Source organism: Pseudomonas sp. QE6, assembly GCF_041379005.1.
Lineage (GTDB): Bacteria > Pseudomonadota > Gammaproteobacteria > Pseudomonadales > Pseudomonadaceae > Pseudomonas.
The window spans coordinates 1259053-1275349 of record NZ_CP166873.1; the positions used below are offsets into that span (position 1 = coordinate 1259053).

At 66.4% G+C, this 16297-nt stretch carries 17 protein-coding genes; 3 read left to right on the top strand and 14 right to left on the bottom strand.

Annotated features, from left to right (window positions below; genetic code table 11):
* Window positions 1–217 precede the first annotated feature (217 nt).
* On the top strand, window positions 218–781 hold the full coding sequence (gene ahpC / locus ACAW63_RS05680) for an alkyl hydroperoxide reductase subunit C (protein WP_275609602.1): 564 nt from the start codon (window positions 218–220) through the stop codon (window positions 779–781).
* Between the two features lie 200 nt (window positions 782–981).
* On the top strand, window positions 982–2547 hold the full coding sequence (ahpF, locus tag ACAW63_RS05685; protein ID WP_371232279.1) for an alkyl hydroperoxide reductase subunit F: 1566 nt from the start codon (window positions 982–984) through the stop codon (window positions 2545–2547).
* Window positions 2548–2706: 159 nt separating this feature from the next.
* Here ahpF and cls read toward each other — a convergent pair whose 3' ends face one another.
* From cls to zur, 14 genes are all read right to left on the bottom strand, one after another.
* Window positions 2707–4140, bottom strand: coding sequence for a cardiolipin synthase (cls, locus tag ACAW63_RS05690; protein WP_371232281.1), 1434 nt, complete (start codon window positions 4138–4140; stop codon window positions 2707–2709).
* A gap of 42 nt (window positions 4141–4182) precedes the next feature.
* Window positions 4183–5580 carry an amidase gene (locus ACAW63_RS05695; RefSeq protein ID WP_371232283.1) on the bottom strand — a complete coding sequence of 466 codons (1398 nt, stop codon included), beginning with the start codon at window positions 5578–5580 and terminating at the stop codon, window positions 4183–4185.
* 101 nt (window positions 5581–5681) lie between these two features.
* Window positions 5682–6263: an alpha/beta hydrolase gene (locus ACAW63_RS05700; RefSeq protein ID WP_275609606.1), complete on the bottom strand. Its 582-nt coding sequence runs from the start codon at window positions 6261–6263 to the stop codon at window positions 5682–5684.
* Between the two features lie 118 nt (window positions 6264–6381).
* On the bottom strand, window positions 6382–7035 hold the full coding sequence (locus ACAW63_RS05705; protein ID WP_371232285.1) for a gamma-glutamylcyclotransferase: 654 nt from the start codon (window positions 7033–7035) through the stop codon (window positions 6382–6384).
* A 406-nt stretch (window positions 7036–7441) separates the two neighbouring features.
* Complete coding sequence (locus tag ACAW63_RS05710) at window positions 7442–7843, bottom strand: biopolymer transporter ExbD (RefSeq protein WP_275609608.1); 402 nt, start codon at window positions 7841–7843, stop codon at window positions 7442–7444.
* 1 nt (window position 7844) lies between these two features.
* Window positions 7845–8558 (bottom strand): MotA/TolQ/ExbB proton channel family protein, encoded by a 714-nt coding sequence (locus tag ACAW63_RS05715; RefSeq protein WP_371232286.1) that lies wholly within the window; start codon window positions 8556–8558, stop codon window positions 7845–7847.
* Window positions 8559–8607: 49 nt separating this feature from the next.
* The gene (locus tag ACAW63_RS05720; RefSeq protein WP_371232288.1) at window positions 8608–9420 is read right to left on the bottom strand and encodes an energy transducer TonB; all 813 of its coding nucleotides are present in this window, start codon (window positions 9418–9420) and stop codon (window positions 8608–8610) included.
* Between the two features lie 418 nt (window positions 9421–9838).
* Window positions 9839–10621: a MetQ/NlpA family ABC transporter substrate-binding protein gene (locus tag ACAW63_RS05725; RefSeq protein WP_371232290.1), complete on the bottom strand. Its 783-nt coding sequence runs from the start codon at window positions 10619–10621 to the stop codon at window positions 9839–9841.
* 41 nt (window positions 10622–10662) lie between these two features.
* Window positions 10663–11328 (bottom strand): methionine ABC transporter permease, encoded by a 666-nt coding sequence (locus ACAW63_RS05730; RefSeq protein ID WP_371232292.1) that lies wholly within the window; start codon window positions 11326–11328, stop codon window positions 10663–10665.
* On the bottom strand, window positions 11325–12335 hold the full coding sequence (locus ACAW63_RS05735) for a methionine ABC transporter ATP-binding protein (protein WP_275609613.1): 1011 nt from the start codon (window positions 12333–12335) through the stop codon (window positions 11325–11327). Before ACAW63_RS05735 ends, ACAW63_RS05730 begins: the two co-directional genes overlap by 4 nt.
* 196 nt (window positions 12336–12531) lie before the next feature.
* A complete protein-coding gene (locus ACAW63_RS05740; protein ID WP_371232295.1) occupies window positions 12532–12918 on the bottom strand; it encodes a hypothetical protein in 387 nt (128 codons plus the stop codon).
* Between the two features lie 37 nt (window positions 12919–12955).
* Entirely contained in the window at window positions 12956–13744 is a 789-nt protein-coding gene (znuB, locus tag ACAW63_RS05745) for a zinc ABC transporter permease subunit ZnuB (RefSeq protein ID WP_371232296.1), read from the bottom strand.
* On the bottom strand, window positions 13737–14537 hold the full coding sequence (gene znuC / locus ACAW63_RS05750; RefSeq protein WP_371232298.1) for a zinc ABC transporter ATP-binding protein ZnuC: 801 nt from the start codon (window positions 14535–14537) through the stop codon (window positions 13737–13739). Before znuC ends, znuB begins: the two co-directional genes overlap by 8 nt.
* Window positions 14537–15043, bottom strand: coding sequence for a zinc uptake transcriptional repressor Zur (gene zur / locus ACAW63_RS05755; protein WP_371232300.1), 507 nt, complete (start codon window positions 15041–15043; stop codon window positions 14537–14539). The genes znuC and zur overlap by 1 nt, the downstream gene beginning before the upstream one ends.
* 70 nt (window positions 15044–15113) lie before the next feature.
* Here zur and znuA point away from each other — a divergent pair, with 70 nt between their 5' ends.
* Complete coding sequence (znuA, locus tag ACAW63_RS05760; RefSeq protein WP_371232302.1) at window positions 15114–16058, top strand: zinc ABC transporter substrate-binding protein ZnuA; 945 nt, start codon at window positions 15114–15116, stop codon at window positions 16056–16058.
* The last annotated feature ends 239 nt before the right edge of the window (window positions 16059–16297 follow it).

Here is a 16297-nt window from a genome sequence, read left to right on the forward strand (position 1 = left end):
TTATACGCCCTACGCGGATGCCTTCAGGCGTAGGACGAGGAAGCTGGTTTCGATAGGAAACTTCTTCCTTTTATATATCTACCGATAGACACGCTCAATTAAATTGATGCCCTAAATCAATGGGCCTTTCTTGTCATCAGGCGATAATCTTCTCCCTGTCGAATTCCAACGATCGACCCACTCGATTAAACGACAACTCTCTACGAGGAATTGCCTAATGAACCTGATCAACACCCAAGTTCAACCGTTCAAGGTCAACGCTTTCCATAACGGCAAGTTCATCGAAGTCACCGAAGAGTCCCTCAAGGGCCACTGGTCGGTTCTGATCTTCATGCCGGCAGCCTTCACCTTCAACTGCCCGACCGAGATCGAAGACGCGGCCAACAACTACTCCGCTTTCCGTGACGCTGGCACCGAGGTCTACATCGTTACCACCGACACCCACTTCTCCCACAAGGTGTGGCACGAAACCTCCCCGGCCGTGGGCAAGGCTCAGTTCCCGCTGATCGGCGACCCGACCCACCAGCTGACCAACGCTTTCGGCGTGCACATCCCGGAAGAAGGTCTGGCTCTGCGTGGCACCTTCGTGATCAACCCGGAAGGCGTGATCAAGACCGTCGAAATCCACTCCAACGAGATCGCTCGTGACGTCGGCGAAACCCTGCGCAAGCTGAAAGCTGCCCAGTACACCGCCGCTCACCCGGGCGAAGTCTGCCCGGCCAAGTGGAAAGAAGGCGAGAAGACCCTGGCTCCGTCCCTGGACCTGGTCGGCAAGATCTAAGAACGGTCGGGAAGCGGTTGCGCGGCGGTTCCTGCCGCGCAACTTCCGGGTATCTGCTCACGACGCTTCCCAATCCGTTTTCGCAATACCCCGAGGATGCCTACCGGCATCCTCCCTACCCAAGCCAAAAGCGTGCGTAGGGCGGTCCCGAGGGACGCGCCGGGGAACCCTTTTGCCCAAATTTCAAAGGAAGTCGGATCATGTTGGACGCCACTCTTAAAACTCAGTTGAAGGCCTACCTGGAAAGGGTCACGCAGCCGTTCGAGATCGTTGCGTCCCTGGATGACGGCGAAAAATCCCGCGAACTGAGCGAACTGCTGCATGAAATCGTCGGCCTGACCGACAAGATCACCCTGCGTGAAGATGGCAGCGACGAGCGCAAGCCGTCCTTCGCGCTGAACCGCCCGGGGGCGAACATCGGCCTGGCTTTCGCCGGCATCCCCATGGGCCACGAATTCACCTCCCTGGTGCTGGCGCTGCTGCAGGTCGGCGGCCACCCGTCCAAGCTCGAAGCCGACGTGATCGAGCAGATCAAGGGCATCCAGGGTTCGTTCGAGTTCGAAACCTACTTCTCGCTGTCCTGCCAGAACTGCCCGGACGTGGTGCAGGCGCTGAACCTGATGGCCGTGCTCAACCCGAACATCCGCCACGTCGCCATCGACGGTGCGCTGTTCCAGGAAGAGGTCGAGCGTCGCCAGGTGATGGCTGTGCCGAGCATCTACCTCAACGGTGAAGTGTTCGGCCAGGGCCGCATGGGCGTGGAAGAAATCCTCGCCAAGATCGACACCGGCGCCGCCGCTCGCGAAGCCGAGAAGCTGTCGGCCAAGGAAGAGTTCGACGTGCTGGTCGTCGGCGGTGGCCCGGCTGGCGCCGCGGCGGCCATCTACGCCGCTCGCAAGGGCATCCGCACCGGCGTTGCCGCCGAGCGTTTCGGCGGCCAGGTGCTGGACACCATGGCCATCGAGAACTTCATCTCGGTGACCGAGACCGAAGGCCCGAAACTGGCTCGCCAGCTGGAAGAGCACGTCAGGCACTACGACGTGGACATCATGAACCTGCAGCGCGCCAGCGCGCTGATCCCGGCGAAGAATGCCGGTGAGCTGCACGAAGTGCAGTTCGAGGGCGGCGGCAGCCTCAAGGCCAAGTCCGTGATCCTGGCCACCGGCGCCCGCTGGCGCGAAATGGGCGTGCCGGGCGAGAAGGAATACAAGGCCAAGGGCGTGTGCTTCTGCCCGCACTGCGACGGCCCGCTGTTCAAGGGCAAGCGCGTGGCGGTGATCGGCGGCGGCAACTCCGGCGTCGAAGCGGCCATCGACCTGGCCGGTATCGTCAGCCACGTGACCCTGCTGGAGTTCGACAGCAAGCTGCGCGCCGACGCCGTGCTGCAACGCAAGCTGTTCAGCCTGCCGAACGTGGAAGTGATCACCAGCGCGCTGACCAGCGAAGTGAAAGGCGACGGCCAGAAGGTCACCGGCCTGGTCTACAAGGACCGCAACTCGGAAGAGTTCAAGTCCATCGACCTGGAAGGCATCTTCGTGCAGATCGGCCTGCTGCCCAACAGCGAATGGCTCAAGGGCACCATCGAGCTGACCCCGCGTGGCGAGATTATCGTCGACGCTCGCGGCGAAACCTCGCTGCCGGGCATCTTCGCCGCCGGCGACGTGACCACCGTACCGTACAAGCAGATCGTGATCGCGGTCGGCGAAGGCGCCAAGGCGTCGCTCTCCGCCTTCGACCACCTGATCCGCACCTCCGCGCCGGCCTGATGGTCCAGCGCTAGAAAGACGCCCGGTTCACGAGAGTGAGCCGGGCGTTTTCTTTTGTGCGGGGAAAGCGTTCGCGAGCAAGCTCGCTCCTACAGTGGGAGGCGCGATCTGCTCTTCGTAGGAGCGAGCTTGCTCGCGAACATCGCCTCGCCCAAAGCTTCAGAGAATCGGCGACACCAACCGCGCTACTCGCATGCCCAACTGCTGCAACCGGTGCAGGCGCTTGCGGTCGTCCAGGTTCATCTCCACCGATTGTTCGAAGTCCGCCTCCAGCATGCGCTCCACCTCCTGGGCGAATCCTTCGTCGACCGTCACCACCATGATCTCGAAGTTCAGGCGGAACGAACGGTTGTCCAGGTTGGCGCTGCCCACCGCCGCCGTGTCGTGGTCGATCAGCAGCACCTTCTGGTGCAGGAACCCGGGCTGGTAGCGGAAGATGCGCAAACCGGCGCGCACGGCGTCCAGCGCATACAGGCTGGAGGCGGCGTACACCGTCTTGTGGTCGGGCCGTGACGGCAGCAGGATGCGCACGTCCACCCCGCGCAGTACCGCCAGGCGCAGCGCGGCGGCCACCGCCTCGTCGGGAACGAAGTACGGCGTGGTGATCCAGATGCGTTCCACCGCCGCGTTGATCGCCTCGACGAAGAACAGCGAGCAGGTCTCCTGCGGGTCGGCCGGGCCGCTGGGCACCACCTGGCAGAGCATCCCCGATTCTTCGTAGGCCTTGGGCAGGATCAGCGTCGGCAACGTGTGGCTGGCCCAGTACCAGTCCTCGGCGAAGCACTCCTGCAGGCAGGCCACCGCCGGGCCGCGCAGTTCGATGTGGGTGTCGCGCCAGGGCGACAACGGCGGCTTCTCGCCGAGGTATTCGACGCCGACGTTGTGTCCGCCGACGAAACCGCGCACACCGTCGACCACCACGATCTTGCGGTGGTTGCGGAAATTCACCTGGAAGCGGTTGATCATCCCGCTGCCGGTGCTGAACGCATGCACCTGCACCCCGCCACTGCGCAGCTTGTCGACGTAGCGGCCGGGCAGGGCGTGACTGCCGATGCCGTCGTAGAGCAGGAACACGTCCACACCGTTGGCCGCGCGCTCCAGCAGCAGTTGCGCGAGGCGCTGGCCGAGGGCGTCGTCGCGGATGATGAAGAATTGCACCAGCACCACCTGCTTCGCCGCGGAGATGGCCTCGAACATGGCCTCGAACGACGCCTTGCCGTTCACCAGCAGGCGCACGTGGTTGTTCGCCAGGGTCGGCATGCGCGCCAGCCCGACCATCGCCTTGAGCCCCTTGTAGCCATCGTACTGGCGCGCCGCCAGGGCTTCCTCGACCCAGGGCCGCCAGTCCAGCTCGGCGGCGGCCACGTGCATCTCCTCGTTGGCCTGCCGGCGCGCGCCGATGTAGGCATCGAAGCGGCTGCGGCCGAACACCAGGTACGGCACCAGGGTCAGCAGTGGCATGAACACCAGCGAGGTGGCCCAGGCGATGGCGCCCTGGGCCGTGCGCACGGTGAGTACGGCGTGCACCGCGGCGATGACACCCAGTATCTGGATCAGCACCAGCAGGTGGGTGATGTAGGAGGAATACTGCATGGGCGCGCGATCGAATCCTTGTGGTCGGCGTGTGTCCTGAGCTTAGTTGGTGCCCGGCGGCTGCGGCCAATGCGGCACCGGGCCGCGCCAGCGCTCCCAGGCCTTGCCCAGGCGCAGTACCTCGATATCGGCGAAGCGCGGGCCGACGATCTGCAAGCCTATGGGCATCCCCTCGGCGGTGAAATCGCAGTTGATCGAGAGTGCCGGCTGCTCGGACATGTTCCACGGCACGGTGAAGCCGATGTGCTCGAAGGGTCGCGCCGGGTCGTTGCTGGGCGAGGCGAACTCGGCCGGAAAGGCCGCCACCTGGTTGGTCGGCGAGAGCAGGAAGTCGACGGTGTGGAACTGCTCGGCGGCGCGCCTGCGCATCTCGAAGGTGCAGTTGAAGCCGCGCACGGCTTCGGCGCCGGAGACCGCCGCGCCGCCTTCGGCCCATTGGAAGATGTACGGCAGCACCCTGGCCTGGCGCTCGGCCGGGAGGTTTTCCAGGTCGGCCCACAGGCGGGCGCGCCAGAACCGGTCCAGCCCTTCCAGCAGCTCGCCATCGAGGATCGGCCGTACCTCGATGATCTCCGCACCGGCCTCGGCGAAGCGTCGTGCGGCGGCTTCCACGGCGGCGCGCACCTCGGGTTCGGGCTGCAGGCCGCAGCCGGGGTCGAGCTGCAGGCCGATGCGCAGGCCGCGCACGTCAGCGGGCTGGACGTGCCAGTCGAGGTCGGCCGGGGGCAGGGCGGTAGCGTCGCGCCAGTCGGGACGGGACAGGTGCTGCATCATCAGCGCCGCATCGTCCAGGGTACGGGTCATCGGCCCGGCGCAGCGTCCGGTGTAGTAAGGATCGATGGGAATGCGCCCGAGGCTCGGTTTGAAACCGACCAGGCCGCACCAGCCGGCGGGCAGGCGCACCGATCCACCGATGTCGGTGCCGATGTGCAGTGGCCCGTAGCCCGCCGCAGCGGCGGAGGCCGCGCCGGCGCTGGAACCGCCCGGGTTCATGCGCAGGTCCCAGGGGTTGCGCGCCAGCTTGTGGAAGCTGGAAAGCCCGGAGGAGAGCATGCCGTAGTCCGGCACCGTGGTCTTGCCCAGCAGGATGGCGCCGGCTTCGAACATCCGCGCGGCAGGCGGTGCGTCGGCGCTGGCCGGCTGCAGCAGGGTGGCGGCGCTGCCCAGGGGGATCGGGTCGCCGCGGGTGGCGATCAGTTCCTTGATGGTCACCGGCACGCCATCCAGTTCGCCGCAAGGCGCGCAGCGTATCCAGCGCGCCTCGGAGCGCCGCGCCTGTTCCAGCGCGCGCTGCGGGTCGAAGGCAAAGAGCGCGCAGAGCTGCGGCTCCCAGTGTTCGATATGGGCGATCAGGTGGTTGAGGTACTCCACCGGCGAAAGCTGGTGCGAGCGATACAGGGCGAGCAGTTCGACGGCGGACAGGTCGTGCAACGGTGGCATGGCGGTCTCCGGCGGGGGCGTCGTCTCACCCTAGCCGAATCCGCGCCAAGAAGGGATAGGCGCGGTGGAGACAACGCGCTCGCCCTGTCCTGAGTCAGGGTTCAGGCGCGCTGGCGCGACTGCTGGTCGATCAGGTACTGCAGGCGGTACAGGTGGCGGTAGCCGGCTTCCCAGGCGCCATGCCCGGATTTCACGTTGATGTGGCCGGCGGACGGCAGGATCACCGTCTCGGCGCCCCAGGTGCGGCCGAGGATCAGGGCGCGCTGCGGGCTGCAGGCCGAGTCGTTGTCCGAACCCACCAGCACGGCCGGGAAAGGCAGCGCCTCGCGGGCGATCGGTGCGAAGTTGCGCAGGGCTTCGTGGCAGGTTTCCCGCTCCACGTCCGCCGGGGCGACCAGCAGGGCACCGGAGACCTGCGCCAGGACGCGGCGATCGGCGCGGGCGGCCCAGGCGGCGACGGTGACGCAGCCCAGGCTGTGGGCGATCAGCACCACGCGGCCCGGCTCGCGGCGAATCTCGCGGTCCAGTTCGGCGACCCAGTCGGCGCGCTGCGGGGTGATCCAGTCACGCTGCTGTACCCGCGCGGCATTGGGCAGGGCGCGCTGCCAGTGGCTCTGCCAATGGGCGTCCTCGGATCCGTGCCAGCCCGGCACGATCAGGTAGCGGATGCGTTCGTTGCGCATGGAGCGGCCCTCTCGAATCGTCATGAGAAGGCATTCTAGGGAGGGTTTTAATATTCGTTAAGGAATAAGAAATTCTTTGCTTATGCAATATTTCTGCTAAACGAACGGCTATAAGGGCTTATTCCTGCACCCGGCGCAGTGGGCAGCAGCGCGCCAGGATGCCTTCCAGGTTGAGGTCGGGCATGGCGCAGTCACGCAGGGCCTTGGCGGTCTGCTCGACGTAGTCGCGGGTGGTGCCGAAGTGGCCCTGGGCGCTGTCCAGCACGTGCTGGAAGATGCTGTCGGGCAGGGAGCCGGCGTAAGTGGGCAGGTGGCGTTCGAGGACGAAGCCCAGCGCGCGCACGCGGGTGCCGTCGTCCAGGCGGCAGCTCAGCCACTCCGGGCGGTAGGAGGCGTAGGGCATCTCCCGTTCCCAGAGCGCGTAGAGGTTGGCGTCGAGGTTTTCTTCCGGCAGGCGGAAGGCGAAGCCGGAGCAGGAACCGCCCCGGTCGAGACCGAGCACCAGGCCCGGCGCTTCCGGCGTGCCGCGGTGGGTGAGGGACCACAGGTAGAGACCGCGATGGTAGCCGTGCACCCGCGCGCGGCGGGCCTCGGCCACCGGGAACTCCGGCCGCCAGATCAGCGAGCCGTAGGCGAACAGCCAGACGGGACCGGCGCCGTGTTCGCCCATGGTGATGTCGAGCGAGGCGCGCAGTTGTTGTGCTGTGAAGCGTTCCGGCACCCCCAGTGTCGGCGGATAGAACGGGCCATCCAGGGCGGGAGACGATGTCATGCGGTACCCCTCAGGTCTCCTGACTGTCATCAACTTAGTGTAAGCGCGCGAGGCGCGGAAGGCCCTGATGGGCAAAGGGATAGCGCCGGAGTGGGGATGACGACGAACGGCGGTGGTAGCGGGCGGGGCAACCGCAGGAGATTCTATGTCTACCCCAGCGTATCGGCCTTGGGCCGACTCCGTCCGCAGGGATCGGGACGGGCGGTTCGCGAGCAAGCTCGCTCCTACAGTTTCAGGCCGAGCCCGCTCTTCGTAGGAGCGAGCTCGCTCGCGAACCCCGACGGATGTCGGGAATAAAAAAAGGCCGCTCACCCCTGCCTGAGTAATGGGTGAGCGACCTTGAAGCCTGTTGCGTTGTGGAAGACCCGTTGTACACCCGCTCTATTTCAAGGGTTTTACAGTCGCCTCAACGCGCGGTGATCACCGCCAGTTTGGTGATCCCGGCCTTCTCGATGGAGGCCATGGCCTTGGCTACCTGGCCGTAGTTCACCCCTTCGTCCGCCTGCAACTGCACGCGCAGTTCAGCATCTTTCGCCTTGGCCGCCGCCAGATTGCTCTGCAGCAGGTCCGGCTGGATCTCGTCCTTGTTGATGAACCACTTGCCGGCGCCGTCGATGCTCACCACCAGCGGGTCCTTCTGCTCCGGCGGGGCGACCGCCTCGGTCTTGGGCAGGTTGATCGGGATGGCGTTGGTCAGCAGCGGCGCGGTGACGATGAAGACCACCAGCAGCACCAGCATCACGTCCACCAGCGGGGTCACGTTGATTTCGGAAAGAACCTCGTCGCTGTCCTGGGTCGAGAAGGCCATGTCAGCTCGCCTCCTTCACGCTGGCGCCGGTGCTGGGTTTGCGCGCGGTGGGCAGGCTGACGACGCGGAAGGCGCTCTTCTGCGCGAGGCTGTAGAAGTCGTGGGCGAAGTCGTCCAGATCGGCCGCGGTGAGCTTCAGGCGGCGCAGGAAGTAGTTGTAGACCAGCACCGCCGGCACGGCGACGGCGATGCCCACGCCGGTGGCGATCAGTGCGCTGCCGATGGGGCCGGCGACGGTTTCCAGGCTCGCCGAGCCCGCCGCGCTGATGCCCTTGAGCGCTTCCATGATGCCCCACACGGTGCCGAACAGGCCGATGAAGGGCGAGGTGGAGCCGATCGAGGCGAGCACCGCCAGGCCCGATTCCAGGGAGCGGCGCTCGCGCTGGATCTGCTGGCGCAGGGCGCGTTCGAGGCGGTCCTGGTGGTTGATCGACTGCGCCAGGTCCGGCTGGCCGTGGTCCTGCACCTGGATTGCAGCGAAACCGGCCTGCGCCACGCGAGCGCCGGCGCCGGGCTTGCCGGCGGCCTGGTCACCGGCGGATTCGAGGCTGGTGGCGCTCCAGAACTGCTTCTGGAAGCGCTTGTCCTGGGATTTCTGGCGGGTGAACTGGACGCCTTTCACCAGGGCCAGGGCCCAGGTGACAACGGAGAAGCCGACCAGCAGCCAGATGACTGCGCCTTCGACGGATTCCAGTGGGTTCAGGGGCAGACTCATGGGTGTTCTCCTTCCGCGTTTCTCGTGCGGCTGATCTGGGCAAATGGAATCAATGCAATTTGAAGTCGATGGGCACGCTGACCCAGCCGTCCTGGGCCACGTCGCCGCGCTTGGCGGGGACGAAGCTCCAGCGTTTCACCGCGCGCACCGCGGCATCGTCCAGGGCGTCGCGGCCGCTGCTCTTCTGCACCTGGATCTCGCTCGGGCTGCCGCTGGCCAGCACATGTACACGCAGCAGCACGGTGCCTTCCCAGCCACGGCGCTGGGCCAGTGGCGGATATTCCGGCGCCGGGTTCTTCAGGTAACCGGCGCTGGCCGAGGGCGGCGTCAGCGGGGCCGGAGCCGGTGCCGCCGGGGCGGGCGGAGCCGGAGGCGGCGGAGTTTTGGCCTTCGGCGGCGCGGGCTGCTCGACCGGCTTGGGCACGGGTTTGGGCTTGGCGACCGGTTTCGGCTTGGGTTTGGGAATCGGCTTGGGCGGCGGCGGTTTCACCGCGTTCTCGTCCACCACCGGGGGTGGCGGCTCCTGCACCACGGGTTCGGGGATCGGCTCGGGTGGCGGCGGTTCGACTACCGGCGGGGTGGGCGCAGTGAATTCGATGGTCATCGGCGGCACCTGCGGCGGTACCTCCGGCAGCTTCGGCGTGGGCTGCTGGCTCAGCCAGTAGATCACCGCGCCGTGTAGCGTCAGGGCGAACAGACCGAGCAGCACCGCTTCGCGGCGACCGAGGGTGCGGGCTTTCGCCGGCACATGGCGGCCCAGCTCCAGCGCGTGGCGCAACGGGCGGCCGAGATCGACCAGGTCGCCGCCGGGCACGTGGCGCAGGAAGGCATCCGGCGCGAGGGCATGCTGGGGTTGAGCCATGAACGATCTCCTTGCAGGTCTGCGCGGCTCTAAGTCGCGCTTGGAACGGACCTGCATGATTGGCGGAGCGTCTTAGCTCTTGAAGTGATTATTTTTGTTATTGAAATAACTTTCAGGACTATGTGTTTCGGCTACATCGCTGCAGGCCACGCCGTGCGCGGGATTGCGGGAAGTGGCTAAAAACCGATGCTTTTGCTGCATGGAAAATATGCGGGGAAGGCTGGTGAAAACGGCTCAGAACTGCGGGGTAGAGCTTTCCTGTAGGAGCGAGCTTGCTCGCGAACCCGCCCAGTTCCGGCGCGACCGGCAAACATTGTTCGCGAGCAAGCTCGCTCCTACAAAGAACAAAAGCACCTCCCGGAAACGAAAAAGCCCGGTCGAATGACCGGGCTTTTCCAGAGCCTCAGGCTCGCGGCGATCAGAACGCCGGGACCACGGCACCCTTGTACTTCTCGAGGATGAACTGCTTCACCTCGGGGCTGTGCAGGGCGGCGGCCAGCTTCTGCATGGCGGCGCTGTCCTTGTTGTCCGGGCGGGCAACCAGGATGTTCACGTAGGGGGAGTCGGAACCTTCGATGGCCAGGGCGTCCTGAGTGGGGTTCAGCTTGGCTTCCAGGGCGTAGTTGGTGTTGATCAGGGCCAGGTCGACCTGGGTCAGCACGCGCGGCAGGGTGGCCGCTTCCAGCTCACGCACCTTGATGTTCTTCGGGTTCAGGGCAATGTCCTTCGGCGTGGCGGTGATGGACTTGTTGTCCTTCAGCTTGATCACACCGGCCTTGTCCAGCAGCAGCAGGGCGCGGCCGCCGTTGGTGGCGTCGTTGGGGATCACCACGGTGGCGCCGGAGGGCAGCTCTTCGAGCTTCTTGAACTTGGTGGAGTAGGCACCCAGCGGCTCGATGTGCACGCCGGTGACGGCAACCAGCTTGGTGCCCTTGGACTTGTTGAACTCATCCAGGTACGGCTGGTGCTGGAAGAAGTTGGCGTCCAGGCGCTTCTCGGCAACCTGGGTGTTGGGCTGCACGTAGTCGGTGAATTCCTTCACTTTCAGCTCAACCCCTTCCTTGGCCAGGATGGGTTTGACGAAGTTGAGGATCTCGGCGTGCGGCACCGGGGTGGCGGCGACGGTCAAGCTGTCGGCGGCCTGGGCCAGCGGGGCGGAGATGGCTGCGGCAGCGGCGAAAGCAGCGAGCAGTTTTTTCATTGTTGGCTCCTAAGAAAGCCCGCGTCCGGCGGGCCAGTCGGTTACTTGCGGGAGAAGTGGACCACCAGCTTGTCGCCGACGGTCTGCAGAATCTGTACGAGCACCAGCAGCATCACCACGGTGACCACCATCACGTCGGTCTGGAAGCGCTGGTAGCCGAAGCGGATGGCCAGGTCGCCCAGGCCGCCCGCGCCCACCACGCCGGCCATCGCGGTGTAGGACACCAGGGTGATGGCGGTGACGGTGATGGCGGCGATGATGCCCGGACGGGCCTCGGGCAGCAGTGCGTTCCAGATGATCTGGCGGGTGCTGGCGCCCATCGCCTGGGTGGCCTCGATGATGCCCTTGTCCACTTCGCGCAGCGCGGTTTCCACCAGGCGCGCGAAGAACGGCGTGGCGCCCACCACCAGCGGCGGGATGGCGCCGGCGACACCCAGCGAGGTGCCGGTGATCAGCACGGTGAAGGGGATCATCACGATCAGCAGGATGATGAACGGCAGCGAGCGCAACACGTTCACAACGAAGGACAGCAGGGCATACACCGCGCGGTTCTCGAACATCTGCTTGGGCCCGGTGAGGAACAGCAGCACGCCCAGCGGCAGGCCCAGGACGATGGTGAACAGCAGCGAACCGCCGAGCATCCAGAAGGTGTCGATGCTGGCCTGGAGGATTTCCGACCAGTCGATGTTTACAAAGAACTCGCTCATGCGCGCAGCACCTCGACGTGGACTTCGGCGGCGTTCAGCTGCGCCATCGCGGCTTCGATATCACCGCCTACCAGGGACAGGGTCAGTTGGCCGTAGGGTTGGTCCTTGATGCGGTCGATGCGCCCCGCGAGGATGCTGTAGTCCACGCCGGTCTGGCGCGCGACGGTGCCCAGCAGCGGCGCGTAGGTCGCCTCGCCGCGGAAGGTCAGGCGCAGGATGCGGCCCGGCACGTGGGCGAAGTCGTCGTGCTGCTCGTCCTCGTCCACGCGCTCGGCTTCGAAGACAAAGCGGCGGGTGGTTTCGTGCTGCGGGTGCAGGAACACGTCGGCGACGTCGCCCTGTTCGACGATGGTGCCGGCGTCCATCACCGCCACCTGGTCGCAGACGCGACGGATCACGTCCATCTCGTGGGTGATCAGGACGATGGTCAGCTTCAGCTCGCGGTTGATCTCCGCCAGCAGTTGCAGGACCTGGCCGGTGGTCTGCGGGTCCAGCGCGCTGGTGGCCTCGTCGCAGAGCAGGATCTTCGGCCGGCAGGCCAGCGCACGGGCGATGCCGACACGCTGCTTCTGGCCGCCGGAGAGCTGCGCCGGGTACTTGCGGGCGTGGTCCTTGAGGCCGACGCGTTCGAGCAGTTCGTCCACCCGCGCGGTGATTTCGGCGGCGCTGTAGGTGCCGGCGAGCTTCATCGGCATGGCGATGTTGTCGGCGACGGTCTTGGAGGCCAGCAGGTTGAAGTGCTGGAAGATCATCCCGACGCGCTGGCGGAAGCGGCGCAGGCCGTCGGCGTCGAGGGCGGTGATGTCTTCGCCGTCGATGACGATGCGCCCGCCGCTGGGCTCTTCCAGGCGGTTGATCAGGCGCAGCAGGGTGCTTTTACCGGCGCCGGAATGGCCGATCAGGCCGAAGACCTGGCCGCCCTCGATGGTCAGGCGGGTCGGCTGCAGGGCCGGGATATCGCGTCCGGCGACGCGATAGGTCTTGTGGACGTCGTGGAATTCGATCACTTAGCGAACCTTGTGGGTACGAGGAGGCGCCGCTCGCTGCCGGGGCCGTCGGATGAACAGGCGTAGGCAACGAGCGTAGGCGGTCAGCCAAAACCGCGCATTTTAACCTGCTTTTTTATGGCTGATTAATCTTTGTTCAGATAAGCGCAGAACAAAAGAGAATAAAGGGCGCCGCGAACGGGCGCCCGTGAGGACGTTACGGTGTGCAGTTCGGCTGGGCAGCCGGGGCGACCGGCACGGCGGGCTTCTGCAGGCCGCTGACATCGGCGGCGACGCCGGGCGCGCGGGGCATCAGCGAGCGGGCGCGGGTCAGGGCCGCGGTGGCGCCGTTGACGTCGCCGTTCTGCAGCGCCGTGCGGCTGCGCTCCAGGTAGGCGTCGGCCAGGCGCTGGCGGCGCTCGGCGAGCTGGGTGGCGGTCTCCTGCTCGGAGCCGAGCTTGAGTTGCGCGGATTCCAGACGGCCGGCGGCCAGTTCGGTTTCGAAGCCACTGCTGCTGGCCGGGGTGCTCGCGGTGCTCTGGCAGGCGGTGAGGGCCAGCGCCAGAGCCATCAGCGAGAACAGGCGGATGACGAACGACTTCATGCGTCAGGGTCTCTTTTGATCAAAAAATCGCCAAATTCTACACCGTCCGGCGCGGCAGGACAAAACTCAGCAGGAACAGCCCGGCTGCGCTGACCACGATGGAGGGGCCGGCGGGGGTGTCCTTGAACCAGGACAGCGAGAGCCCGGCGCACACCGCCACCAATCCAATCAGACTGGCGCCGAAGGCCATTTGTTCAGGGCTGCGCGCATGCCGTTGGGCGGCTGCGGCGGGAATGATCAGCAGCGAGGTGATCAGCAGCACGCCGACGATCTTCATGGCCACGGCGATGACGATGGCGATCAGCAGCATCAGCGCCAGGCGGATGGCGGTAACGGGCAGGCCTTCGACCCGCGCCAGTTCCTCGTGCACGGTGATCGCCAGCAGCGGCCGCCAGAGCCAGCCGATCAACCCCAGCACCAGTGCGCTGCCGGCGACTATCCACAGCAGGTCGGTCTGGCTGACGGCGAGCAGGTCGCCGAACAGATAGGCCATCAGGTCGACGCGCACCTCCTTCATGAAGCTCAGGGTCACCAGGCCCAGCGACAGCGTGCTGTGGGCGAGGATGCCCAGCAGGGTGTCGGCGGCCAGCGGCTGGCGCTGCTGCAGGGTGACCAGCAGCACGGCGAGCAGCACGCAGCCGACGGTCACGGCCAGCGTCGGGCTGACATCCAGCAGGAAGCCGAGGGCGACGCCGAGCAGGGCGGCGTGGGACAGGGTGTCGCCGAAATAGGCCATGCGTCGCCAGACGACGAACGAACCCAGGGGCCCGGCGACCAGCGCCAGGGCCAGCCCGGCGAGGAGGGCGTTGAGCAGGAAGTCAGCCATGGTTGCAGTCGGGGCCGTGCTGGTGGACCGGAGTGAAGCGCGTGCCGGCGGGGAAGGCGGGTTTCACCACCTCGCCGTGCAGGTCGTGGGAATGGTCGTGGTGGTGGTGATAGACGGCGAGGCTGCGGGCGTCCTGGCCGAACAGCTCGACGAAGGCCGGGTCGCCGCTGACCTGTTCCGGATGGCCGGAGCAGCAGACGTGGCGATTCAGGCAGACCACCTTGTCGGTGGCGCTCATCACCAGATGCAGGTCGTGGGAAACCATCAGCACGCCGCAGCCCAGGCGGTCGCGCAGGCGGCCGATCAGGCGGTACAGCTCGGCTTGCCCTGCGACGTCGACGCCCTGCACGGGCTCGTCGAGCACCAGCAGTTCCGGCTTGCGCAGCAGGGCGCGGGCCAGCAGCACGCGTTGCAGTTCGCCGCCGGAGACGCTTTGCAGCGGCTTGTCGATCACATGTGCCGCGCCGACTTCCTTCAGCGCCGCCAGCGCCTGGGAGCGCTGCACGCCGGGCACCAGGCGCAGGAAGCGCAGCACGGTGAGTGGCAGGGTCGGGTCGACGTGGAGCTTCTGCGGCATGTAGCCGATGGACAGCCTGGGCGCCCGCCAGACGCTGCCGGTGTCGGGCTTGAGCAGGCCGAGTACGCTGCGCACCAGGGTCGTCTTGCCGGCGCCGTTGGGGCCGATCAGGGTGACGATCTCGCCGGGGGCGATGGTCAGGTCGACGTTCTGCAGCACCGCCTGGCCGGCGTAGCTGACGCCGACGCCTTGCAGGCGGATCAGGGCGTCGCTCATCAGGCCTCCCGCTTGCCGGGGGCGCAGGCACCGCAGAGGCCGACCACTTCGACGGTCTGGGTTTCCACGGCGAAGCCGACGCTCTTGGCGCCGGCGACTATGGCTTCGCTGATCGCCGGCTGCTCCAGCTCGATGGCGGTCTTGCAGGCGCGGCAGATCAGGAACTGGCCTTCGTGGGCGTGTTCGGGGTGGGCGCAGCCGATGAAGGCGTTGAGCGAGGCGATGCGGTGCACCAGGCCGTTTTCCAGGAGGAAGTCCAGCGCGCGGTAGACCGTCGGCGGCGCTGCCTTGCGGCCATCTTCCTCGCTCAGCACGGCGAGGATGTCGTAGGCGCCCAGCGGCTTGTGGCTCGCCCAGACCAGCTCCAGCACGCGCCGGCGCAGTTCGGTCAGGCGCACACCCTGGCGCGCGCACAGCGCATCGGCGTCGGCCAGGGCGCTGGCCACGCAATTGGCGTGGTCATGCGGACGGCAGGCGAGGGGAGTCTTGGGGGCGATCTTGTACATGCGGCGGCGACGCTCTTGTGTAGAGACGTTATTATATTACTCTTTCATCTCCCCCTGTGTGAGTACCGCCGTGTCCTTCCGTCCCGTCGCCCTGCTGACCGCCGCTTGCGCGCTGCTGCTCAGCCTCCCCGTGCGCGCCGAGGTCAGCGTGCTGACCAGTATCAAGCCGCTGCAACTGATCGCCGCCGCCATCCAGGACGGCGAAGGCACGCCGGACGTGCTGCTGCCGCCGGGCGCCTCGCCGCACAGCTACTCGCTGCGCCCCTCCGATATCCGCCGGGTGCGCGACGCTCAGCTGTTCTACTGGATCGGCCCGGACCTGGAGAACTTCCTGCCCAAGGTGCTGGAAAGCCGCAAGGGCCCGAGCGTCGCCGTGCAGGACCAGGCCGGCATGCACCTGCGCAAGTTCGCCGATTTCAGCGGGTCCAACCATCCGGATCACGACGACGACCCAGGCCATGACGAGATTGGCCATGACCACGACCATCGCCCCGGCATGATCGACGCCCATCTCTGGCTGCTGCCGGCCAACGCCCAGGTGATCGCCGCGCGCATGGCCGAGGACCTGGCCATCGCCGACCCGGCCAATGCCAGCCGCTATCAGGCCAACCTGAAGGCTTTCGACGAGCGCATGGAGACGCTCGATGCGCGCCTGAAGCAGCGCATCGATCCGCTCAAGGGCAAGCCGTTCTTCGTCTTCCACGAAGCCTTCGACTACTTCGAGGAGGCCTACGGCCTGCGTCACACCGGGGTATTCGCGGTATCCGCCGACGTGCAGCCGGGCGCCCGCCACGTGGCCGCCATGCGCGCGCAACTGCAGAAGGCCGGGCCGTCGTGCATCTTCAGCGAACCGCCGCTGCGCCCGCGCCTGGCCGATACCCTGAGCCAGGGCCTGCCGGTGCGCCTGGCCGAGCTGGATGACCTGGGTGTCGGCGTGAAGGTGGATGCCCAGGGCTACGAGAACCTGCTGGGCAACCTGGCGGGTGAGTTCGCGGGGTGTCTGGAGAAGCTCTGATCCGGGCTTCCCGGGAATTTCCTCTGCCTGGGGTATCCCCTCACCCTACCCCTCTCCCAATGGGAGAGGGGTAGGGGCTCTTCGTAATCCGCCGCAGAACCCGCGTCCGGAAAGATCGCGGCCAAGGTCCGCTCCTACGGGCGCATTCCCGCGCCTGATCGTCGCACCCACCCCCTCCGAAAACCCTCCCCTCCTGCCCCCAAGCCTGCCGATCGTCTGGAATTCCGGACCCATCGCTG